General features: G+C 39.5%; 23 protein-coding genes. 21 read left to right on the forward strand and 2 right to left on the reverse strand.

Going from position 1 to position 20,827, the window contains the following annotated elements; genetic code table 11:
- Positions 1-58: 58 nt before the first annotated feature.
- From dxs to ACHZEU_RS22905, 8 genes are all read left to right on the forward strand, one after another.
- The gene (gene dxs / locus ACHZEU_RS22870; RefSeq protein ID WP_048392297.1) at positions 59-1,960 is read left to right on the forward strand and encodes a 1-deoxy-D-xylulose-5-phosphate synthase; all 1,902 of its coding nucleotides are present in this window, start codon (positions 59-61) and stop codon (positions 1,958-1,960) included.
- Positions 1,960-2,778, forward strand: a complete 819-nt coding sequence (locus ACHZEU_RS22875) for a TlyA family RNA methyltransferase (RefSeq protein ID WP_004231167.1) — start codon at positions 1,960-1,962, stop codon at positions 2,776-2,778. The genes dxs and ACHZEU_RS22875 overlap by 1 nt, the downstream gene beginning before the upstream one ends.
- A 100-nt stretch (positions 2,779-2,878) precedes the next feature.
- The gene (gene ahrC, locus ACHZEU_RS22880; protein ID WP_004231170.1) at positions 2,879-3,328 is read left to right on the forward strand and encodes a transcriptional regulator AhrC/ArgR; all 450 of its coding nucleotides are present in this window, start codon (positions 2,879-2,881) and stop codon (positions 3,326-3,328) included.
- A 33-nt stretch (positions 3,329-3,361) separates the two neighbouring features.
- Positions 3,362-5,053, forward strand: a complete 1,692-nt coding sequence (recN, locus tag ACHZEU_RS22885; RefSeq protein WP_054549167.1) for a DNA repair protein RecN — start codon at positions 3,362-3,364, stop codon at positions 5,051-5,053.
- Between the two features lie 122 nt (positions 5,054-5,175).
- Positions 5,176-6,123: a SpoIVB peptidase S55 domain-containing protein gene (locus ACHZEU_RS22890; protein WP_048392300.1), complete on the forward strand. Its 948-nt coding sequence runs from the start codon at positions 5,176-5,178 to the stop codon at positions 6,121-6,123.
- A 384-nt stretch (positions 6,124-6,507) separates the two neighbouring features.
- Positions 6,508-7,299, forward strand: coding sequence for a sporulation transcription factor Spo0A (gene spo0A / locus ACHZEU_RS22895; RefSeq protein ID WP_016993890.1), 792 nt, complete (start codon positions 6,508-6,510; stop codon positions 7,297-7,299).
- Between the two features lie 140 nt (positions 7,300-7,439).
- Entirely contained in the window at positions 7,440-8,411 is a 972-nt protein-coding gene (locus ACHZEU_RS22900) for a tyrosine-type recombinase/integrase (protein ID WP_279495469.1), read from the forward strand.
- Positions 8,412-9,137: 726 nt separating this feature from the next.
- Positions 9,138-9,851 (forward strand): hypothetical protein, encoded by a 714-nt coding sequence (locus ACHZEU_RS22905; RefSeq protein WP_279495468.1) that lies wholly within the window; start codon positions 9,138-9,140, stop codon positions 9,849-9,851.
- A gap of 192 nt (positions 9,852-10,043) precedes the next feature.
- Here the strand turns inward: ACHZEU_RS22905 and ACHZEU_RS22910 are convergent, their stop codons facing one another.
- Positions 10,044-10,409, reverse strand: a complete 366-nt coding sequence (locus ACHZEU_RS22910) for a hypothetical protein (protein WP_279495467.1) — start codon at positions 10,407-10,409, stop codon at positions 10,044-10,046.
- A 193-nt stretch (positions 10,410-10,602) separates the two neighbouring features.
- Positions 10,603-10,827 carry a helix-turn-helix transcriptional regulator gene (locus ACHZEU_RS22915; RefSeq protein ID WP_009371981.1) on the reverse strand — a complete coding sequence of 75 codons (225 nt, stop codon included), beginning with the start codon at positions 10,825-10,827 and terminating at the stop codon, positions 10,603-10,605.
- Positions 10,828-11,011: 184 nt separating this feature from the next.
- Here ACHZEU_RS22915 and ACHZEU_RS22920 point away from each other — a divergent pair, with 184 nt between their 5' ends.
- The 13 genes from ACHZEU_RS22920 (at position 11,012) to ACHZEU_RS22980 (ending at position 20,699) form a co-directional block, all read left to right on the forward strand.
- Positions 11,012-11,260 (forward strand): hypothetical protein, encoded by a 249-nt coding sequence (locus tag ACHZEU_RS22920; protein WP_279495465.1) that lies wholly within the window; start codon positions 11,012-11,014, stop codon positions 11,258-11,260.
- A gap of 81 nt (positions 11,261-11,341) precedes the next feature.
- The gene (locus tag ACHZEU_RS22925) at positions 11,342-11,704 is read left to right on the forward strand and encodes a hypothetical protein (protein ID WP_279495463.1); all 363 of its coding nucleotides are present in this window, start codon (positions 11,342-11,344) and stop codon (positions 11,702-11,704) included.
- Between the two features lie 371 nt (positions 11,705-12,075).
- Positions 12,076-12,606: a hypothetical protein gene (locus ACHZEU_RS22930; protein ID WP_279495461.1), complete on the forward strand. Its 531-nt coding sequence runs from the start codon at positions 12,076-12,078 to the stop codon at positions 12,604-12,606.
- Positions 12,607-12,886: 280 nt separating this feature from the next.
- Positions 12,887-13,108, forward strand: coding sequence for a hypothetical protein (locus ACHZEU_RS22935; RefSeq protein WP_279495460.1), 222 nt, complete (start codon positions 12,887-12,889; stop codon positions 13,106-13,108).
- Between the two features lie 376 nt (positions 13,109-13,484).
- Positions 13,485-14,687 (forward strand): DEAD/DEAH box helicase family protein, encoded by a 1,203-nt coding sequence (locus ACHZEU_RS22940; RefSeq protein ID WP_279495459.1) that lies wholly within the window; start codon positions 13,485-13,487, stop codon positions 14,685-14,687.
- A 46-nt stretch (positions 14,688-14,733) separates the two neighbouring features.
- Positions 14,734-15,462, forward strand: coding sequence for a hypothetical protein (locus ACHZEU_RS22945; protein ID WP_279495458.1), 729 nt, complete (start codon positions 14,734-14,736; stop codon positions 15,460-15,462).
- A gap of 113 nt (positions 15,463-15,575) precedes the next feature.
- The gene (locus tag ACHZEU_RS22950) at positions 15,576-15,809 is read left to right on the forward strand and encodes a helix-turn-helix transcriptional regulator (RefSeq protein ID WP_279495457.1); all 234 of its coding nucleotides are present in this window, start codon (positions 15,576-15,578) and stop codon (positions 15,807-15,809) included.
- On the forward strand, positions 15,806-16,348 hold the full coding sequence (locus ACHZEU_RS22955) for a hypothetical protein (RefSeq protein WP_279495456.1): 543 nt from the start codon (positions 15,806-15,808) through the stop codon (positions 16,346-16,348). The genes ACHZEU_RS22950 and ACHZEU_RS22955 overlap by 4 nt, the downstream gene beginning before the upstream one ends.
- Before the next feature lie 315 nt (positions 16,349-16,663).
- Entirely contained in the window at positions 16,664-17,089 is a 426-nt protein-coding gene (locus ACHZEU_RS22960; protein WP_279495455.1) for a hypothetical protein, read from the forward strand.
- Positions 17,079-17,756 carry a hypothetical protein gene (locus tag ACHZEU_RS22965; RefSeq protein ID WP_279495454.1) on the forward strand — a complete coding sequence of 226 codons (678 nt, stop codon included), beginning with the start codon at positions 17,079-17,081 and terminating at the stop codon, positions 17,754-17,756. Before ACHZEU_RS22960 ends, ACHZEU_RS22965 begins: the two co-directional genes overlap by 11 nt.
- A gap of 2 nt (positions 17,757-17,758) precedes the next feature.
- A complete protein-coding gene (locus ACHZEU_RS22970) occupies positions 17,759-18,001 on the forward strand; it encodes a hypothetical protein (RefSeq protein WP_279495453.1) in 243 nt (80 codons plus the stop codon).
- Positions 18,002-18,081: 80 nt separating this feature from the next.
- A complete protein-coding gene (locus ACHZEU_RS22975; RefSeq protein WP_279495452.1) occupies positions 18,082-18,417 on the forward strand; it encodes a hypothetical protein in 336 nt (111 codons plus the stop codon).
- Positions 18,418-18,704: 287 nt separating this feature from the next.
- Positions 18,705-20,699, forward strand: coding sequence for a tape measure protein (locus ACHZEU_RS22980; RefSeq protein WP_279495451.1), 1,995 nt, complete (start codon positions 18,705-18,707; stop codon positions 20,697-20,699).
- The last annotated feature ends 128 nt before the right edge of the window (positions 20,700-20,827 follow it).

Genomic DNA, 20,827 nt, shown 5'->3' on the forward strand with positions numbered 1-20,827 from the left:
CTATAATGGTGGAAACACAATTGCGGTGAATATTTTATTGAAAAGGTGTGTGAGAAAGGTGGATTTAAATAAAATAACTAGTCCATCCTTTTTAAAAAACTTAAATAAGAAGGAGCTTGAGCAGCTTGCCCAAGAAATTCGTACCTTCTTAATCGAAAAATGTTCTGTCACAGGTGGGCATATCGGGCCAAATTTAGGCGTAGTTGAGTTAACGATGATGCTGCATAAAATGTTTGACAGTCCTAAAGATAAGTTTTTGTGGGATGTTGGCCACCAAGCTTACGTGCATAAAATTTTAACAGGTCGTGCGAGTCAATTTGACACACTACGTCAGTTCAAAGGGCTTTGTGGATTTCCGAAGCGCGTGGAGAGTGAACATGATGAGTGGGAAACAGGTCATAGCTCGACATCTTTATCAGCAGCCATGGGTATGGCAGCAGCACGTGATATAAAAAAAGAAAACAACTTTGTTATCCCTATTATTGGTGATGGGGCTTTAACAGGTGGTATGGCACTTGAGGCATTAAATCATATTGGCCATGCAAAAACAAATATGATTGTCATCCTCAATGATAATGAAATGTCGATTGCACCAAATGTTGGCGCATTACACAATGTTTTAGGTCGTCTACGTACAGCCAAGGAGTATTCAAAAGCCAAGGAAGAGCTGGAATCACTTATTAATAAGATTCCAGTATTAGGTGGAAAGCTTGCCTCTACTGTTGAACGCGTAAAGGATAGCTTAAAATATTTAGTAGTATCTGGTGTGTTTTTTGAGGAGCTAGGTTTTAAATATCTTGGTCCAATTGATGGACATGATTTTGAAGCGCTTGAAATGACATTATCACATGCGAAAAAAGTAAAAGGGCCAGTCCTTGTTCATGTTATTACGAAAAAAGGAAAGGGCTATAAACCAGCCGAGGATGATACAATCGGAAATTGGCATGGAACAGGTCCTTATAAAATTGAAAATGGTGCCTTTGTGAAGTCTGAGACTACTGGACCAGCTTGGAGTAGTTTAATTGCTGAGACGGTTCGTAAAATTGCTCATGAAAATGAGCGAGTGGTAACGATTACACCTGCCATGCCTGTAGGTTCAAAGCTACAAGGTATTCAAAAGGACTTCCCAAATCGTTTCTTTGATGTAGGGATTGCGGAGCAGCATGCGGCAACGATGGCTGCAGGATTAGCTACGCAAAAGATGAAGCCATTTTTAGCGATTTATTCTACGTTCCTGCAACGTGCATATGACCAAGTATTGCATGATATTGCTCGCCCGAATTTAAATGTCTTTATTGGTATTGATCGGGCTGGTTTAGTGGGAGCAGATGGGGAAACACATCAAGGTGTATTTGATATTGCTTTCCTTCGTCATATTCCAAACATGACAATTATGATGCCAAAGGATGAGAATGAAGGGCAACATATGGTAAAAACAGCAATTGATTATGATGGTGGTCCTATTGCACTTCGTTATCCACGTGGTAATGGAATTGGTGTGCCATTAGATGATGAGCTTATAGCTTTACCAATTGGTAGCTGGGAAGTTTTACGTGAGGGGAAAGATGCATCTATTTTGACATTTGGAACAACGATTCCAATGGCAATGGCTGCTGCTGAAATGCTTGCGCAACAAGGAATCGATATTGAAGTGGTCAATGCACGCTTTATCAAACCGATGGATGAGGATATGCTACACCGTATATTATCTAGTCAAAAACCGATTTTAACAATTGAAGAAGCTGTTCTACAAGGTGGATTTGGTAGTGGTGTATTAGAGTTTGCTCATGACCACGGCTATTTAAATGCACTAGTTGATCGAATGGGCATTCCAGATCAATATATTGAGCATGGTAACGTAGATCAGCTACTCGCAGAAATTCATATGACAGCAGAAGATACGGTTGCACGTATGCATGTATTACTTCAACAAAAACAGCAAGTGGGTTTGAATAAATAATGACAAAACAACCAAAAGAACGTGTAGATATTTTACTTGTAGAGCGTGGACTATGTGAAACAAGAGAAAAAGCAAAACGGTCCATTATGGCAGGCCTTGTCTTTTCAAATGAAATACGAATTGATAAGGCAGGCGAGAAAATTGCCGTCGATGCACCGCTACAAGTAAAGGGCTCAGATTTAAAATATGTGAGTCGTGGAGGCCTTAAATTAGAAAAGGCGCTACAAATTTTTGATATGTCTGTAGAAGGGAAGCTAATGCTTGACATTGGCTCCTCTACAGGTGGCTTTACAGATTGTGCCTTACAACATGGTGCAAGACATTGCTATGCACTAGATGTTGGTTCGAACCAATTAGCATGGAAAATTCGCTCTGATGAACGAGTGACAGTAATGGAGAAAACGAATTTTCGCTACACAACGGCAGCTGATTTATCAGAAGGTTTACCTGATTTTGCAACAATCGATGTTAGCTTTATTTCGTTATCACTGATTTTACCAGTATTAAAAACATTATTGCTGCCAGGCGGGGATGTTATGGCATTGGTGAAACCTCAGTTTGAAGCTGGGAAAGATAAAGTAGGTAAAAAAGGAATTGTTCGTGATAAAAAAGTACATTTAGAAGTTTTGGAAAAAACGGCTGCAATGGCAACTGAGGTTGGTTTTGTAGTAAAAGATGCTTCATTCTCTCCAATCACAGGTGGAGAAGGAAATATTGAATTTTTATTCCATTTAGTGAATCCTATTGGACAAGAAGTGCTACCTGCATATACAGCTTTTAATGCACTCGTTGAAGAAGCGCATAATTCATTAAAATAACACGTGCTCGCTTATAGAGCCGTGTTTTTTCTTGTGCTTTTTTGTTGAAAATGGTAGTGTGATTATACACATATACAATTATTTATAAGAGGTGATTTCGTTGAATAAGGGACAACGACATATACGGATTCGGGATATTATCGCCAATCATGAAATTGAAACACAAGATGATTTAGTCGATTTTTTAAAAGAAGCAGGCTATAATGTGACACAAGCTACTGTATCACGAGATATTAAAGAGCTTCATTTAGTAAAAGTACCATTACAGGATGGGCGTTATAAATATAGCCTACCCGCAGATCAACGTTTCAATCCAGTCCAAAAATTACATCGTGCATTAGCGGATGCTTTTGTAAGTATTGATGGGGCATCACATTTTTTAGTCATGAAAGCTCTTCCTGGGAATGCGAATGCCATTGCTTCCCTACTTGACCATTTAGATTGGCCCGAAATTTTAGGTACAATTTCTGGAGATGATACCATTTTAATTATTTGTCGAAATGAAAATGAGCGTGAAAATACAAAAAATCGTTTATTAGACATGCTATAAAAAATGGTTAATTTGATTTAGAGGTGACAATTTGTGTTAAGAGAGCTTAGTATTCGAAACTTTGCCATCATTGAGGATTTGACTGTCAGCTTTTTAGAAGGCTTAACAGTTCTCACTGGGGAAACAGGTGCCGGAAAATCTATTATCATTGATGCGGTGCATTTACTTGCAGGAGGACGAGGCAACACTGAATTTATTCGTCATGGCGCAAGAAAAGCAGAATTGGGTGGCTTATTTCAAATTTCGAGTTCAGTTCATCCTGTTCTGAAAAAGTTAGAAGAAGCAGGCATTGAAATAGAAGAAGATACAATTATTTTACGTCGTGATTTGAATGATACCGGTAAAAGTATTTGCCGAGTGAATGGAAAGCTCGTGCCTTTGTCGGTACTAAGAGACATTGGGGCAAGTCTCATAGATATTCATGGCCAACATGAAAATCAAGAGCTAATGGATGAAAAGCAGCACATCAATTTGCTTGATCAGTTTGCAGAAGAAGAGCTGTCGCCGATTCAAAAAAACTATCGCGCCCAATATGATGAATACCGTTTGCTCAAAAAAGACTTAGCTTCTATATCCATTGATGAGCAGTTGATGGCACAACGTATCGATTTGTATCAATTTCAAATTAAAGAGTTGGACGAAGCTAATTTAAAGTTAGGTGAGGAAGACGAGCTTCTAGACGAACGCCGTCGTCTGATGAATTTTAATAAAATTTTTGAACGTTCTAGTGCAGCCTATGAAGCCATTCAGGGCGAAACGAAAGGGCTTGATTGGATCGGAACAGCAATGGGTGCTTTAGAAGATGCTGCAACGGTTGATGAACAATTCAAAGAATCATCTGAGGCAGTGACAACTGCGTTTTATGCATTACAGGATGCAGCCTATCAGGTCAAAAATGTGTTAGATGAATTGGAATTTGACCCTGCACGTTTAAACGAGGTTGAGCAGCGTTTAGCGTTGTTGCAAACTTTAAAACGCAAATATGGTACGACAGTGGAAGAGATTTTGGCTTATTATGAAAAAATTAAAAACGAGTTAAATGAGCTGTTGAATCGTGATGAGATTTTGCAGGTGAAAGAACGACGTGTGTTAGAGATGGAAGCTGTACTCAATGAGCTGGCTAGTGAACTTTCAACTGTACGTAAAGCTGCAGCTCAACAATTGAGTGAAGCAATTATGGCAGAGCTACGTGAATTACATATGGAAAAAGCAAAATTTATTGTCAATTTCGATGAATTACCCTATTTCGATGCCAATGGGAAAGATCAAATTATCTTCTACATTTCCACAAACGTTGGGGAACCACCAAAGTCTTTACCGAAAATTGCATCAGGTGGAGAATTATCACGAATGATGCTAGCGTTGAAAACCATTTTCTCTTCTTCCAATGGAATTACTTCCATTATCTTTGATGAGGTGGATACAGGTGTCAGTGGTCGGGTTGCGCAGGCGATTGCAGAGAAAATTGCCGCGATTTCTGTTAATTCTCAAGTTTTATGTATTTCACATTTACCTCAAGTTGCAGCGATGGCTGATCATCATTACTTCATTAAAAAAGAAGTCGAGCATGATCGAACGTTTACTTCCTTATCAGAGATTGATCAAGATGCTCGTATAGAGGAAGTTAGCCGTATGATGTCTGGAACGGAAATTACAGCGTTGACACTACAGCATGCCACGGAGCTTTTAAAAATGGCAGATGAACGAAAAAAACAAATGCGTTAACCATTATTCCAGAAACAGTTTCAGCTGTTTCTGGCTTTTTTCATTTTGCGCAAATATTTACCGCTTATAAGAACGTCACAACAACACATAGTAAAAAGACAAAAATGAAAAGGAGGTGTCGTATGAATCGTCATTGGCGTCAATTAGTCATTTTGCCTATGCTCATCTTTTTATTAGTGTTGCCTATACAAGCTTTAGCCGCCAAAAAGCTTATACCAATGGGCGAAGCAATTGGAATTCAACTTCAATTGTCCCATGTATTTGTCGCACACGATGTACTGTTAGCTTCCAATCAGTGGATGAAAGGAGGCGCTGTTATTGAAAAAATAAACGATATACCAGTAAAATCTCTTGCTGATGCCAAGCAGGCTGTGGCAAAAGATGGCCAACAGACATGGACGATCAATAGTGAAGGCCAACAAATTACATTGGAATTACAAAACCAAGAAGCAGAGCATGTCATTTCCTTTTTAAAAGATGAAACAGATGGAGTAGGAACACTGACTTATATTGATCCAGAGACAAAAAATTACGGTGCACTAGGTCATCAAATTGTCGATTCAACCCTACAAGAAGCCCCTGTTTTTAGAGCTGGCTCCATTTTTTTAGCTTCTATTCAGCAAATCCGAAAAAGCACACCAGGCCAACCTGGCTATAAAATTTCCTCCATTGAAAAGCATCAAGAACGTCTAGGTAGTATAGATAAAAATACTATTTATGGTATTTTTGGCCGCTGGGAAGACGGTTATCAACAAAGATTACCCAAAGCGATAGAAATTATGCATGAAAAAGATATAAAAACGGGGAAAGCTGAAATCTATACAGCCATTGAAGGCAGTAAGGTGGAAACCTTTTCAATAGAAATTACCAAAGTGGAAAATGAACGCCTTGAATTTATAGTATCTGACGAGAAGCTCATTGAAAAAACAGGTGGCATTTTGCAGGGAATGAGTGGCAGTCCTATTATCCAAGACGGTCGTTTTGTCGGTGCTGTGACACATATGTTTGTGGAGGAGCCGAAAAAAGGTGCAGCGCTAACAGTAGCGGAAATGTTAAGAAGGTCTTCATAAAAAGGTATGAAAGGTAAAAATCCGTTTAATTTTCCCCAGGCAGGACAAAAGCCGCGGGAAACTACACGGATTTTTTACCCTTATTTCATCGAATCCAACATGTATTTCCGATAATTTCCTGAAGAAGGCATGATATTTAAAAAAACTGTAGTTTTATCTACTAAATTTATCTAAAATAAGTTATAAGAGCATTCGACAAGTCGCGTCATTTAGCGTAACTTGTCGATATTAAAAGAAAGTATCGGACTACATACTCATTTTTGGAAATAGAAAAGGTTTTTAAAACAAAAATGTCGAAAATTCCACAGTGTGCCAAAAACGGCATTTAGGGGTTTAGGTTATCGCTTTGAGGTGTTCAAAGCAAGTCCAGAAGGAGGAATTGAAATGACAAAGGTAAAAGTAGCGATTGCAGATGATAATCGTGAGTTATTAAAAACAATGGAGCAGTATTTTCAAGGACATGCCGAAATAGAAATTATTGCAACTGCTTCAAATGGAAAAGTATGTCTACAAATGCTTGAGGAATTTACACCAGATATTTTACTTCTAGATATAATAATGCCTCATCTTGACGGTTTAGCTGTATTAGAGTCCATGTATCAAAATGAGAAAATGTCATCCATTCAAGTCATTATGCTAACGGCTTTTGGCCAAGAGGATGTCATGAAACAGGCGGTGGATTTAGGAGCTTCTTATTTCATGCTAAAGCCCTTTGAATTCGACCAATTGGTACAAAAGATTTTACATTGTGCTGGACAGAAGGCGACACTTCCGAAAAAGACAAGCGTATTACAACCGACAGTACCTCAAAAATTAAATCAGCATCAATTAGACAGTACGATTACAGCCATCATCAAAGAAATCGGTGTACCTGCACATATTAAGGGCTACTCCTATTTGCGTGAAGCCATTCAAATGGTCTTTGAGGATATTGAATTATTAGGATCTGTGACAAAAATTTTATATCCAGAAATCGCTAAAAAATTTAATACGACACCATCCCGCGTGGAACGTGCGATTCGTCACGCCATAGAGGTAGCCTGGAATCGTGGCAATTATGAATCCATTTCGTCAATGTTTGGCTATACAGTCCATCACTTGAAATCCAAACCAACAAATAGCGAATTCATCGCCATGATCGCAGACAAAATTCGTATTGATATGATGGCTAGCTAAACGTTGGTATGACTGCGTTTATGGACGACAGGCTAGCGGAGAATATGCGGTAAACTTATTATATAAAACAGTTATATTACGTTAATTATAACGTCTTCTTAAACAGTTTTTTACGACTGATTAAGGGGGCGTATTTTTTTATGGCTTTAAATCCGTTTTTAGTAGAAATTGATCGCTACATGCTCGATTGTTCAGCGAAAGGTCTGTCGCCTAAAACATTAAAATCGTATGAACAGACGCTTAGATTATTCGCAAGGTACTTATTGGATAACTTCGAAATAGATGACGTTAAAAGCGTCAAGGTAGAGCATATTCAAGCTTATATTCGTTCAATCGAAGATAGAGGTAAGTTTACAGTAAGTGCCGTAGAATCGCCTGTAAACTACCCAGAACGACGGGTCGATTTTGGTAAACCGGTGAGTAAAACGACAATAGCGAATTATGTACGTAACATAAAAGCATTTTATTCGCATTTATATTCAGAGCAACTTATTCGCAGCAATCCGTTAAAGGATTTAAAGAATGTTAAACCCGAGCGAAAAATCAAAGTTATGCTCGAAGATAATGAATTAAAACAGTTTTTCCGTTCTTTCGACGTTACTAAATTCGATCAATACCGTGATTGGGTAATAGCTCGATTAATCTTTGATAGCGGTGCTAGGATTGGCGAAATTTTAGAAGTGGTGCCATCAGATATTGATTTACGTAGTAACGCAATTTTATTAAGGAAGACTAAATCGGGAAAGCAACGATTTGTTTATTTCTCACAGAAAACTCGCAATAACTTAAAATCGTGGATTGCATTTAAAGATAGATATACAGATTGTAATTACCTATTCCCGACAAATCGAGGGACAAAGCATCGTATAGAAGGCGTGGAGCGTTCGTTTAGACTTCGGAGTCGAGACGTTGGCCTTCAAATAACACCGCACTTACTTCGAAATAATTTTGCTAAGAGGTATCTAATAAACGGTGGTGATTTAGCAACATTATCTCGACTTCTCGGACATGCGAGTGTTGAGGTCACATCGCAAATCTATCTTGATTTCGCTGATAAGGAAGTGATGAAGAAGTATCGACAGCATAGTCCGCTTGAAAATTTGGATATTTAAACAGAAAAAAGCCGGCTGACGTTGGAGCGTCGACCGACTTTACAACTTAATATCTACGCTAATAATTGCCTGCCAGCAATTGCGTTTACTTAGGGTTCATTATATCGAAAAAAATTCGATGATGCAACTCCTATTAAGTGCACACTTTTTTAGCAGTAGCGACGAGGATTCGCCAACCAATTCGTCGTTAATCTAACCTTGGAAGGTTATCGCTTAGCCGTTGCAATAATTAAGCGTAGGCTGCAGAATACGAGTTCCCTATTCCTCGTTGCGGCCGAACGGTGAAAGCTACCGATAAGTGCTGTATGAAGGATACCGATTGCTCTACGGAGCAGTAGCGTATTTCATGCTTAACGTGTCGCAGCCCGACAATATGATCGGAACGGCGGCTTAAATGTGCAACGTAAGACTGCGTTTGCAAGCGTTATAGCTCGCTCAAGGGATTGGTGAGAGTTAAAGGAATACGGAGAGAAATCTCGTAATTGAATAGGGCGGCACACTCAACGCGACGGTGACGTCAGCCGAACCGGATTATCTATCTTGTTCCTTAACATCGCTATTTCAGCCTTGTTTTGCGAACAAGGTAGATAATTTTGCGGTCAGCCTTCCGCTCTAATTCAGTCAGCCAAAGCGAAAGCTTCAAGTCAACTAATAATACCAAATAATAGAATAATAATTTATAATTACTATATGTTAATTGAAAAATTAAAAAAGTTGGTGTTTTAGATGCGGGATTATTTAATAAAGAATAAAAGATTCGTTCTTAAGTACAGTGTTTACATAATAATATTCGTTTTTATTGCTGCAATTGTAGTTAACTTAATTGCTAAAACAGATTTAGGTTTTAATGTTTCTCAAAATTCCACTTGGATTAGCTTTTACGCCACAATTATCGCTGCTATTTTCGGAGGGGTAATAAGTGGAGGGTTAACTCTATTAGGAGTAATACATACAATTAATTCTCAAGATAAAAAAGAAAGACGAAACCAATTACCTAAAAAAATGATGGAAGCTGAAAAATTAAATGGTTTAATGCTTGATATTTTAAAATCCTATGAAGTGCATAATCAATTGGACGAATCAAAAGCATTTATTCCTAAAAGGTCAGTAAATAGAATTAGAGAGCTAACAAGTTCATGCATGGAGTTTAAACAAAAATACTTGGAAGATGCTGCAAAAGTTAATTTTGAATTCTATGATTGTGTTTATTCTATGTTCGAAAGAATAATTAGAATAGATAGGATAATCAATTCTGATAAAATTTACATCTACGTGGACGAAGAATATCAAGATGCGGAGTTCATACATGATTACAAAGGATACGATCCTTCTATATATGAAAATATCGAGAATGAGTTAAAGGTAATGAGACGCTTTAAAACAGATCTAAATTCGGAAGTATTGAAACTGAGAGACGAATATATCGATTTATCCAATTAAAAATGGCGCACGCTAACGATTTACTCGTCTTGTCAAGCTTAGAAAATAAAACCTCCGACGATTTGTGTAAATTGCTAGACGTTGGCCATAAAAAACGCCTCACTGCGAGGGCAGTAAAGCGTCATATTTTTGGAAAAAGCTAATAGCACGTTGTTGCTATATAGCTTATGAAGCTGATATGTCGTTTTAGAACTAACTTTTGATACTTTTTAAAAAGTCGCGAATCTCGACGGCATGAGCTGCTAGTAAATATCCGCAACAACAAGCGATTAATAATTCTATAGCTTTACTGCGGTGACCTAACGCCCAAGAAGCGCCAGCAAATACGATAACCAATACGACGCCTTGATCGAATAGAGTCATAACTGTATCGTAAATTTTAAAAAACGTGCTGCTTCCGTCGTTTGCGTACGCAATTCCTGGCGTCAGTAATAGAGGGATCGTTGAGTACATAACTTTAAGGCTACTATTCAAAGTCTTTCTTTCCAAGACAGTTTCTTTTGGTTTACGGATTACTAACGGACTATAACTGTCTCTTAAATCCCAAACACTTTCCAATGTTGCACCTCCGTATGTTTTTTGCGAATACGGGTTAAAGTAATAAAAAATATAGCGAGGTGTTTTAGATGCTATTTGTGGTAGGAATGGGTCTCGGTGCAGGTGCTTATGTAGTGCTACATCACGTTATTCCGGCATTTTTTAATTAATAATTGCAAAATATTGAGCGCAGGCGAATAAGGCCTGTGCTTTTTTACTTTTCATAAATAAAAATATCCTTTATATCGTAAGTGCGTGTCGTGTCTAATTCGTTCATGGCGTTTAGGATTTTACTTAATGTCTCAAAAGTGATTCCTTTGGTTTTATTGTTTACTAATTCATGAAGTGTTGCTGGTCTTATTCCTGCTTTAACTGCGATTGCATTTCGTGTTAATGATGTGTTTTCTAATGTCTCGTTCAGTGTAATTTTTATTGTCATAATATCACTCCTTCCTCGTAGTATAGCATGTTTTAAAACAATATAAAACTTTTCCCGTATTACGCTTGACGTATTATATGTAAGGTGGTATCTTTATATTACGAATTAAGTAATACTTTTTAGGTAATAAAAACGATGGGTATTGCTTATATTAAGAAATTTAAAATATGGGGAGGCTTTACAGATGAATCAAACTATTGAACACGTAACTTTAGATGACGACTACTCAGTAACGATGGTGACAACGGAATTAATGGAAGGTGTGCAGCTAATTACTTGCGCAGATGAATGTGAAGCTACGTTAATGATTAATGACCAGGATATCAATCTAGTTTACACAGCGGAATTAGCGAATATCATAGGAAACCTCAGCAACTATACAGCGGAGCAACTGCTCCTGGCATTAGCGCAAGTTGATCGATTAGTTTCTTAATACATTATTTACTTCTGTTGACGTTAAATCACGCTTTGATTGACATCATTTGTACCTGAATAAACGATTGGAGGAGTTAATATGTGCGAGTATCATTCAAAATTTAATGGATTATTATTGGAATTAAACAATCAACGAGGCATATTAACTAAAGAGTTGTCTCGACTAGATAAGTATATTAGTAGTATGTATCACGACTTAGAGGGAATCGATCCATCAGAAGAATTTTCGTTAAGTTTTGTAACGCAATTACAAGACACACTTAAAAAGCGTCGAGTTGTGAAGGATGAAATGGCTAGGTTGGATGCTGTTTTAAATCCACTACGAAATATAGCCGGAGATATTGAAACTTCAGTAAACATTCGTAAGAAGGTCAGTAAACGCTGGAAAAGAGATTTTAAGATGACGTTAACTATAGAGGAAGTAATCTCGGATTCAAATTAATCCTGAACGATATTAAAGCGAATTGTTATGAGGAAGCTCACTTGCGCCAACTGATCCTGCGCCAACAGGACTGGCAAATCTTAGAGTAGTTCTTGTTCGTGACAATTTGTCACAATCAAATCGTAGCGCCAACTGCGATTAGAGACGGTTACTTTGCAGAGTAGCCGTTTTTCTATTACGTGCTTAGCTCATATATAAGTTGACTCGATTGTCAAAATTTTTGACGTTTGATTGTGCGCCGTGCGCGCAAACGAAGCATAGCGCCATCGATTCGCCTTTATAAACGTGGCTAAAAACGGTTTTAAATCGCAAGTCGACGTATTTATCATGCGAAGGCTAGAACGTCTAAAACGAAAGGAGAATTAACGGAAATGAACGAAGTAGCAGTGTTTCAATACGAAAATTTAGACTTAGCAACCGCTGACTTTCTACGTATGAAAGAGTCGAATATGCGAGAGATTGTAGGTAAGGCGTATACGAATTTAGGGCGAGAATTAAAAGAGGCACAAGACGTGCTGGCAAAGAATGGGTACGGCTGTTTTCAATCGTGGGCAGAGAGTATCGGCATCAAACGTAATAAGGTTTACGATTTAATTAGGAGATATGAAACGATTATCCGAATTTCGGATGAACAAACTCGCGAATTAATCGAGGACTTACCCGTTTCCTTAACATACGAAATCGCTAAGCCTTCCGCAGAGTCCACGAAAGCAAAGGCGCAAGCAAAATCGGAAGTACTCGATGGTAAAATCGACACATTAAAAGCGTATCGCGAACGTATCAACGAATTAGAAGCGCAAGCCAAACAGGCTACGGAAAAAGCAGAGCAAGCCGAATCTGCCCGACAAATAGCCGAGGAAATATATTTTATCGAAAAGTTGTCCCTAAATAGGACGTTTTAGTGTGCATTATATAGTAGATGAAAGTTTTGCAGAAATTCGGACGTCCGAACATTTGACGATCTGGGGCACGAATATTGCATATCAAAAGTGGCTTAACGCTTAGAGCGAGTAAGATTGAATGGAAGTGAAGGAAAAAAGTTTAAAAAAATGCAAAAAAGCACTTTACATTCCGCAAGTGCTGACGATATAATAAAAGTTGGTATTTATATTTTTGCGCAAAATATAACCATCATAACATTTTTATTATTTATAATGTCATTATACAGGAGGATGAACAACAATGCAAGCGAAAATCGAAAAATTTATAGTAATCCATTCTCGCCAAGTAGCACAGGAAATTATCGATGCGGGACAAGCTTTAATCAAAATGGAGCCAAGTCGACATAGGCGAGGCAAACTTGTCTTTATATTTGAACGATCACATCTTATCGATGAAATTCTGACCCGTAGTTCTCGACGACCTCAACCGCAACACTTATCCGAAATAAAAAGTGCTTATTGACCGTTAGAAACCTCGTCATATCAACGTTTGTGAGGTGTCGTCCTTAAAGAGAGGTATATAAAAAGTGCTTATCATCGATGACAGTTTACTGGCAGCGATAGGCGAATGAAATGAGCCGTAGAGTTCTTTACGAAGCATTCGCTAACGCTCATACTTCTATTTTTGCTAATCGCAAAAATGATATCTGTTGATAAACACTTATATCGATATAAAAGTGCTTAACGCTAATTCTATGTAACTTATATTCTCGTAAATTCAGTTTTGTTGTCATTTATTCGTGTATATCGTTTTGTCCCTTAAAGATAGGCATATAAAAAGTGCTGAGGCGGTGGGGTCGTCGTCTACAACAATAATTCTACAAATCGGAGGTTTTCAAATGGAAATGAAAAACGTAACGGTAATTGATTCGGTGATGGGAGCAGGTAAGACGACTTATGCTATTGACTACATTAACGGTGCGAGTCCATTGGAGCGTTTCATTTATGTTACGCCGTTCTTAGCTGAGGTCGACCGTGTGATTAGCTCGGTAACGGGTCGCGAGTTTGTACAACCAACGAATAACGTAGAAGGCGGTAGTAAATTAACGAGCCTAAAGCGATTGATTGAGGACGGTAGAGACATCGTAGCGACGCATAGCCTATTTGAAATGGCAGACGATGAACTGCGCTACTTGTTGCGTGAGAATAACTACACGTTGATTTTGGACGAGGTTATAAGCGTCATAGATAAGGCAGGCGTTTCACCGTCTGATATGCGACTACTACTCGATAAAGGCTTAGTAAAAATGGAGAACAACAAAGTCGTTTGGACTGCGAGCGAAGTTGAATATGAGTACGGGGTATTCGACCGCATCAAGTTATTAGCGCAAGCTGGGACGCTTTTTTATCACCGTGACAAATACTTAATTTATGCGTTTCCGCCTTCAATCTTCGAAACTTTTACTAGTGTATACGTTTTGACATATCTATTTGAGGCGCAGTTAATGAAATATTATTTCGAGTTGTATTCGATTCCTTACGATTTAAAAGCAGTCAAAGACGGCCAATTAATCGAGTATGACAAGCGCCAGGAAGGACGAGAGCACCTTCGTTCATTAATTACTCTCTATGACGGACCGCACAACGATCATGGCAGTGTTCCGACCGCGTTTTCTAAAGGTTGGCTGAGCCGTCGAAGCGATGGAGAAATGGCTGCAATTCGTTCTAGTATGCAGTCGTATGTCCGAAATATCATCAAAGCAAAGACTGACGAAGTTTTATGGACGACGATTAAAAGTTATCAAACGGATTTAAAAGGTAAGGGCTACACAAAGGGTTTTCTAGCGTGTAATGCCCGTGCGTCTAACGAATACGCAGACCGTTCAACGTTAATGTACTGCTACAACCGTTACATGCATCCTATCGAGAAGTCGTTCTTTCAAGATCACGATATAACTGTTAGTGAGGATAAGCTAGCGGTATCAGACTTACTTCAATGGGTTTGGCGCTCACGCATCCGTAAAGGCGAATCTATCAATCTATATATGCCTGCTAGACGTATGCGAGAACTACTCGAAAAATGGGCACGATACGAAATCTAATGATAAAACTCTTCAAAAAACTATTCTGCAAAGGGGAAATTAGATTATGACTACTACTTATAAACTAAAACAGGGCGAAGTGTTAAAAGATACTGCTTTTAAAAATCCAGGCACAGGAGCAATCGAATTTGCACGTAGTTATATTGGACCAGGGCATGATTATGATGAAATGCTCGAAATTATGTCAGATATAATAGACGGTTATTTCACTGAGGTACATGATAAAAAGGTAAAACGTTGTCAATGCTGTGGGTTCTACTATCGTGATAAAACTAAAAATAACAGCGCGACAACTTGTTCTGCAGAATGCAAAGCAGGTAAAGATGTAGTTTTAAAAACATACAAACGTAGAGTGAAGGCAGAACAGCAAGGTACGGCCCGCAAATCTTATAAACACGGTCGGTATTTTGGAGGGGAGTACCCGTTTTGGATTAATGATGACGCAATGTTTGAGTATGATCGTAAGCATAAAATTTATAAGCACGGTGAGGATTTAGAAGAAGTGGTGGCTAGAGCACAGCGCCGAGCACAAATGGGAGGAAAGAAACGTATCACAACTAACTTCGGGCTTTATGAAGGTGAGTGGAGTACTGCTGAAACTCAAAGACTACCTGAGTTTTGGGGCGATACGCCAACAACAGGTGGAAAGTGCAAAATAATCAAGATGACTCGAGAAGAAATAGAAGCAGAGTTATTGGCTCGGTACGGGGAAAGAAAACTCGAAAATGCTCGCCAAAGAGCGCTTGGCCATGCTAAATCAATCGGGAGAATTTAGGTGTGGACACCTCGGCTATATATGAGGAAGCCGATACGGAAAAGTCGGCTATTTTATTTAGATATTTAGCGTAAATAACAACAAAAGACTACAAAACGGGAGGGGAGTTTATTATGGATTTTAGCGATTTCCTACGAAAAACGAGATTTTTCTATGGCTTAACACTTAGTCAACTATCAGAACGTATTAACTATTCAATCGGACATATTAACGATGTTGAGAATAGAAGAAAACCAGCATCAGATAAATTTAAAGCGACGGTTAGACGTGAATTTCCTCGGAATGAAGCGTTTGACCGTTTTTTATATGCAGAAAAAGAAGGTGAGCATCAATGGTTAATGAAATGACACGCAAATGTCGCACTTGCAAAGAAGTTAAGAATTTAACCGAATTTACCCGACGTCCAAAAGCGCCACAAGGACGAGAGTACCAATGCAAGGCATGTCGTAGTAAAGCTCGTTATGAAAATGGAGCTTACATACGAGAGCGATTTCGTAAACATCAGTATCGTCATAATAGCACTATGTTTTATACAGATGTGACTATTAACGCTGTATTAACTGCAGATAAATGCTGTTACTGTGGTGACGAACTTACACGGGAAAAGGAACATGCGAAACAAGCGACGCTCGATCACGTATATCTCGGTCACAATATCGATGATAACGTGGTTGTTTGCTGTCGTAGCTGTAATACTTCAAAAGGACAATTACACATCTATGACTATTACCGACGGTCAGCTAGTTTCACAGACGAGTTGTGGAATGAATTCGTTAAACAATTTGCAAGTCGATTATTGAGGCGTGAGCCAAACGAACAAGAAATCGAAGCCTGGAAACAAGGCTTTAAAGAAGAAAGCGAGGAAATGAAACGATATGGAGCATAAAAAGTATTCATCTAATTATCACGGCGAAGGTAAGCGAGCAAAGCCGAAACGAAGAAGGAAACAATTCAATCGCAATGGTATCGAAATCCACGGACAGCGACCGCCAAGGCCGCGAGTAATTAATGGGATGGTGTTTTATTAATGCAGATTTACTACAGTAATGACAACAAAGAACATTGCGTTTACATCGATGAGGGAGAACACCAGTATCAGATATTCTTGCCGAAAGAAGTGGCCACACTGGATGCGCGATATTTTGTGCAATCAGAGGCAGCTAATTACGTAATTCAACAGCTGTTAAAAGGCGGTGATTAAATGCGCTTCGCCTTACTTTCAATCGTCAATTTGCGAGATGTTCCGTTCATTTCACTGTTAATTTATCAAACGGATGAACGAGGCATATCCAATTTAATTGGTGAAATTTCAAAGCCTTATGACGATGTTATCGACTTGCTAGACGATTTATATGCGTTTGAAATTAGCGAGCTGCAGACGGATAGCCAAGAGTTGTATCGAGACTTAATAAGCGCTCAGTACCCTGTGATTTATCGCAGAGAAGTCGAAGGAACGCGCGAGCAGATTACTCGTAACGAGGAAATGTTAGTCGAATTATTCGAGTTGGACAAGCAAGACGAACAGCCAACGCCTGTTATTCCGATGTGGCGGTTGTGGTGCATCAACAAGCTAGAAAAAATTATTCAAATGCTAAAAACAAAGGGGATAAAACTAGATGACAATTAAGACGCACGAATTTAAACTGCTGCAAGATTATAAAGAAGAAGGCGCTGAACGAGCAGCTAAACACCAGCGATATCAAGCAGACTTGGAAAGTGTTCGTACACGTTTAAGTGAGTTGCAGACTCAGTATGAGCACACATTTACTGAGAGCGTTAAACATGGCACAGATGCAACTGAGCAACTAGCTAAAATTGACGATGACATTGCGCTACAAAAAGAGGTTGTAGCACGACGGGAGCGTGATGCTCGTTTAGCACATGCGGCTATGCCAGAAGGTAAGATTTCTTCTGTAGACGTAGTCAAGGAATACGTAGATGTGTTTGTACCAAAAGTTAGGTCGGAGTATGAACCGATTGTTGATGCAAAATTAAAAATGGCGAGGGATTTGCTAATTAGCTGTATTATTGATCACCGCGATGGTGAAGATGCTTACGGATATTTACGTGAAGAAATAGCTGAAATAACTAGAGCAAATCGCAGTCAAGGTAAGACGAGTGAGAGTCCGGTAATAGATCACCCGACAAGTACAGCGAAAGTTATGGGAAGTCTGGGAGTTACAAATGGAGTACATGAAGTAATCAGCCAGGTTAGTCGATTCACATACGGGCATAAGCCGAACGATTTTGAATATATCGCAGAAGTACCAACAAAGATTAAAGGAGCGAAATAATTATGAGCGAATATAACGATCAAGTAGAAGCATTGATGGCACAACAAGCGAAGGGTAAAGGCACTAATTACCGCGTTTTAGAATCTGGATTAAGGCAAAAATTGAAAGACGGTACAATTCAACAACAGGACGTAGCAATCGCATTACGAGTCGCAAGTGAAATTGGTTCGTTAAGATCGCGTGTTTTATACGCAAACATTAAACGAGCTGCACAACAAGAGCATGAAACACAACAAACTGAATAACGCAATATTAACGAAAGACATGCCGGTAATTAACGTCGTGTCTTTTTTTCATTTCATAAAAAATAAGGGGGATACAAGGGATGAAACTAATCAAACGTAAGCAGGAAATAACGCAATTACTAGACGATAACGAAGTAATACTTGCTGCAGCTAAGTTTGTAGTAGAAGTTGAACGCCTTCACGGTAAAGTGCCGCAATTAAAAATTAAACAGGCAACCGATTTAAAAGTACCATTATTAGCTATCGCAATGAGTGTGCGAATACAAGCGGACCATGCTCGTAAACGATTAGAGGCGCTGAATGCAGCTATCGAATATGCCGAGGGTGATAGAAGCGCACGCAAACGATACATTACGGCAAGTCAACAAGCTGACCGTCTAGCAGATTTAGTAGCAAAGAGAGTTGATAGAATCTAATGGCCGTAAATTTAACAGCGGTGTTTCGTGTTAGAGATATTAACGGAACAAGCCGCCTAAGACGAATCACTCAGATGATGGATAGGATGAATCGTACAACTCGCTCAGCTACGCAAAGTTCGAACTTATATCGAGATGCTAATGGTCGGCTACACGATTCGATGGGGCGATTTGTATCGGAGACCAGCCGAGCGACCAACGCTACTGGCTCGTTAGCCACACGCGTTAATAGTCTACGAGTTGGAACTAATGGCTTAAGCGCGTCTCTCGGAGGAACTCAGACTGCTTTGCTAGGCATTGCAAGTGCGTTCTTGACTGCATCAGGATTAGCGAGTGGATTCAGCAATTTTACTCAAGCTGCAGACTCATATTCGAATATCAACGCTCGCCTAGCTAACATTAATGATGGACTGCAAACTCAATCACAGTTACAAGACAAGATATTCAAGGCGTCCCGACGGAGCCGGTCATCCTATGATGAAATGGCATCCAGTGTAGCTAAATTGAATCTACTCGCAAAGGACGCCTTTTCAAGTAACGATGAAGCTATTAGGTTTACGGAATTGATGACGAAATCCTTTTCTGTCAGCGGTGCAGGACAACAGGAAATGGAATCGGGTATGTATCAATTAACTCAAGCCATGGCGTCAGGAAAGCTTCAAGGCGATGAATTTAGGTCAATCATGGAGAACGCACCTTTATTAGCGCAAGCAATCTCAAATACTGCGGGCGTGAGTATGGGAGCGTTAAAGGAAATGAGTTCAGAAGGTACTATTACAGCGGATTTAATTAAGCGATCCTTATTTAATGCTGCAGACGAGATAGAGGAGAAATTCGGTAATATGCCTATGACTTTCTCGCAAGCTGTAACGGTATTTAAGAGTAGTGCCAAACGGGTGTTTGAACCGCTATTTGACCAGTTTATTGGCTTCGTTAACTCAAAGACATTTGAAAAGATCGAAAACAAGGCGCATAGCTTCGTGAAGATAGCAGCCAATGGTTTGTCGAAGGTATTTAGCGTAGTAAAGTCGTTATATCAAGTGTGGCAAACGATTGGACCATCAGTTATCAAAGTAGCGAAGGTAATAGGAACATTTGCGTTAGTTGCTGGATCCATACTAGCAGTCGTTGGAATCGTCAAATTAGTTGGTATGGCCTTAGCATTTGTCGCGAGTCCAATCGGATTGATTGCCGCTGGTATAACCGGACTTATATTTGGTTTTAAAACGCTCTATGACAATAGCGAGATATTCCGAGGAGCTATCGACGGCATAGTCGGCAAGGTTAAAACACTAATGTCCGCATTCAAGACAGGCGGAACAGGCGGCTTAATTAACGCACTATTCCCGCCTGATATTGCTGCGAAAGTAAATTCGGCAGTTGACGAAATCAAGACGAAGATTTCCGGATTAATGACTGCGTTCAAAGAAGGCGGATTTAGAGGCGTGCTTGAGACGCTAATATCTCCTGAAGCCATTGACGCAATAATGGCGCGCTTTGCAACATTGAAGGAGCAGTTTGTCAGCGTATTTTCTAGCATCGCTGGCTACGTGATGCCTGTAATTCAAGCGTTTTGGGCTGCGTCTCAGCCGATACTTGGCGCCTTGTGGAACGCATTAAAAATCGTAGCTGACGTTGCGATGCTCGCTTGGAATAATATCCTTGCACCGGCGATCACATTCGTTATGAAAGCATTCACGATGCTATGGGCGGTCGTTGGTCCGATTATGGAGCTTATGGGTTCAGTAATTGGCGCAGCATTCGCGGTATTGCGTTTGGTGTGGGATACAATTGTCGGCCCGTTTGTTGCGTTTCTTGCGGGAACATTTACACAAGTATTCGGAGCAGCTACAGAAATTGTAAAGGCGTTAACTCCAGTATTTAAAACAGTAGGTAGCTGGATTAGTACAGCGGCAGGCTATCTTAAAGAGTTTGCGTCGATTTTAGGCAAGATTAAAGTGCCGGATTGGATCGGTAAAATCGGGTCAGGGGCCGTTAGTTGGGCGAAGAAGTTGATACCAGGCGGTGGCAACGACAATGCTAAATCGCATTATCACGGAATTAGCAACGTTCCATATGACGGATATTCCGCGCGATTACACAAAGGCGAACGCGTACTTACTGCGCAAGAAAACAAAGAGCAAGCGCAAGGTGGCGGAGGCATGAGTGGTGGAGTCGTTATTACAGGCAACAACTTTACTGTGCGCGAGGATGCGGACGTGCAGCGAATCGCTTACGAACTAGCGAAATTAATCGAAAAGGAGAGGAAGCAAGTTGGCTAAAAGCACTATCGGTCTATGGCTAAAAGATCGTAACAACGTTTATAAGCAATTTCCGGTCAATCCCGAAACAATCAACCGCGAATCTCCTTTCGATTTCACAACGGTTAATAATAAATGACAATTGGCGG

This window comes from Lysinibacillus sp. S1 (assembly GCF_044986265.1).
Taxonomy (GTDB): domain Bacteria; phylum Bacillota; class Bacilli; order Bacillales_A; family Planococcaceae; genus Lysinibacillus; species Lysinibacillus capsici.

Bases quoted from the DNA above. Each gene is read 5' to 3' on its own strand.
- ACHZEU_RS22875 (WP_004231167.1), top strand. From the start codon at position 1,960: ATGACAAAACAACCAAAAGAACGTGTAGATATTTTACTTGTAGAGCGT.
- ACHZEU_RS22890 (WP_048392300.1), top strand. From the start codon at position 5,176: ATGAATCGTCATTGGCGTCAATTAGTCATTTTGCCTATGCTCATCTTT.
- spo0A (WP_016993890.1), top strand. From the start codon at position 6,508: ATGACAAAGGTAAAAGTAGCGATTGCAGATGATAATCGTGAGTTATTA.
- ACHZEU_RS22900 (WP_279495469.1), top strand. From the start codon at position 7,440: ATGGCTTTAAATCCGTTTTTAGTAGAAATTGATCGCTACATGCTCGAT.
- ACHZEU_RS22905 (WP_279495468.1), top strand. From the start codon at position 9,138: ATGCGGGATTATTTAATAAAGAATAAAAGATTCGTTCTTAAGTACAGT.
- ACHZEU_RS22915 (WP_009371981.1), bottom strand. From the start codon at position 10,827: ATGACAATAAAAATTACACTGAACGAGACATTAGAAAACACATCATTA.
- ACHZEU_RS22920 (WP_279495465.1), top strand. From the start codon at position 11,012: ATGAATCAAACTATTGAACACGTAACTTTAGATGACGACTACTCAGTA.
- ACHZEU_RS22925 (WP_279495463.1), top strand. From the start codon at position 11,342: ATGTGCGAGTATCATTCAAAATTTAATGGATTATTATTGGAATTAAAC.
- ACHZEU_RS22930 (WP_279495461.1), top strand. From the start codon at position 12,076: ATGAACGAAGTAGCAGTGTTTCAATACGAAAATTTAGACTTAGCAACC.
- ACHZEU_RS22935 (WP_279495460.1), top strand. From the start codon at position 12,887: ATGCAAGCGAAAATCGAAAAATTTATAGTAATCCATTCTCGCCAAGTA.
- ACHZEU_RS22940 (WP_279495459.1), top strand. From the start codon at position 13,485: ATGGAAATGAAAAACGTAACGGTAATTGATTCGGTGATGGGAGCAGGT.
- ACHZEU_RS22945 (WP_279495458.1), top strand. From the start codon at position 14,734: ATGACTACTACTTATAAACTAAAACAGGGCGAAGTGTTAAAAGATACT.
- ACHZEU_RS22950 (WP_279495457.1), top strand. From the start codon at position 15,576: ATGGATTTTAGCGATTTCCTACGAAAAACGAGATTTTTCTATGGCTTA.
- ACHZEU_RS22955 (WP_279495456.1), top strand. From the start codon at position 15,806: ATGACACGCAAATGTCGCACTTGCAAAGAAGTTAAGAATTTAACCGAA.
- ACHZEU_RS22960 (WP_279495455.1), top strand. From the start codon at position 16,664: ATGCGCTTCGCCTTACTTTCAATCGTCAATTTGCGAGATGTTCCGTTC.
- ACHZEU_RS22965 (WP_279495454.1), top strand. From the start codon at position 17,079: ATGACAATTAAGACGCACGAATTTAAACTGCTGCAAGATTATAAAGAA.
- ACHZEU_RS22970 (WP_279495453.1), top strand. From the start codon at position 17,759: ATGAGCGAATATAACGATCAAGTAGAAGCATTGATGGCACAACAAGCG.
- ACHZEU_RS22975 (WP_279495452.1), top strand. From the start codon at position 18,082: ATGAAACTAATCAAACGTAAGCAGGAAATAACGCAATTACTAGACGAT.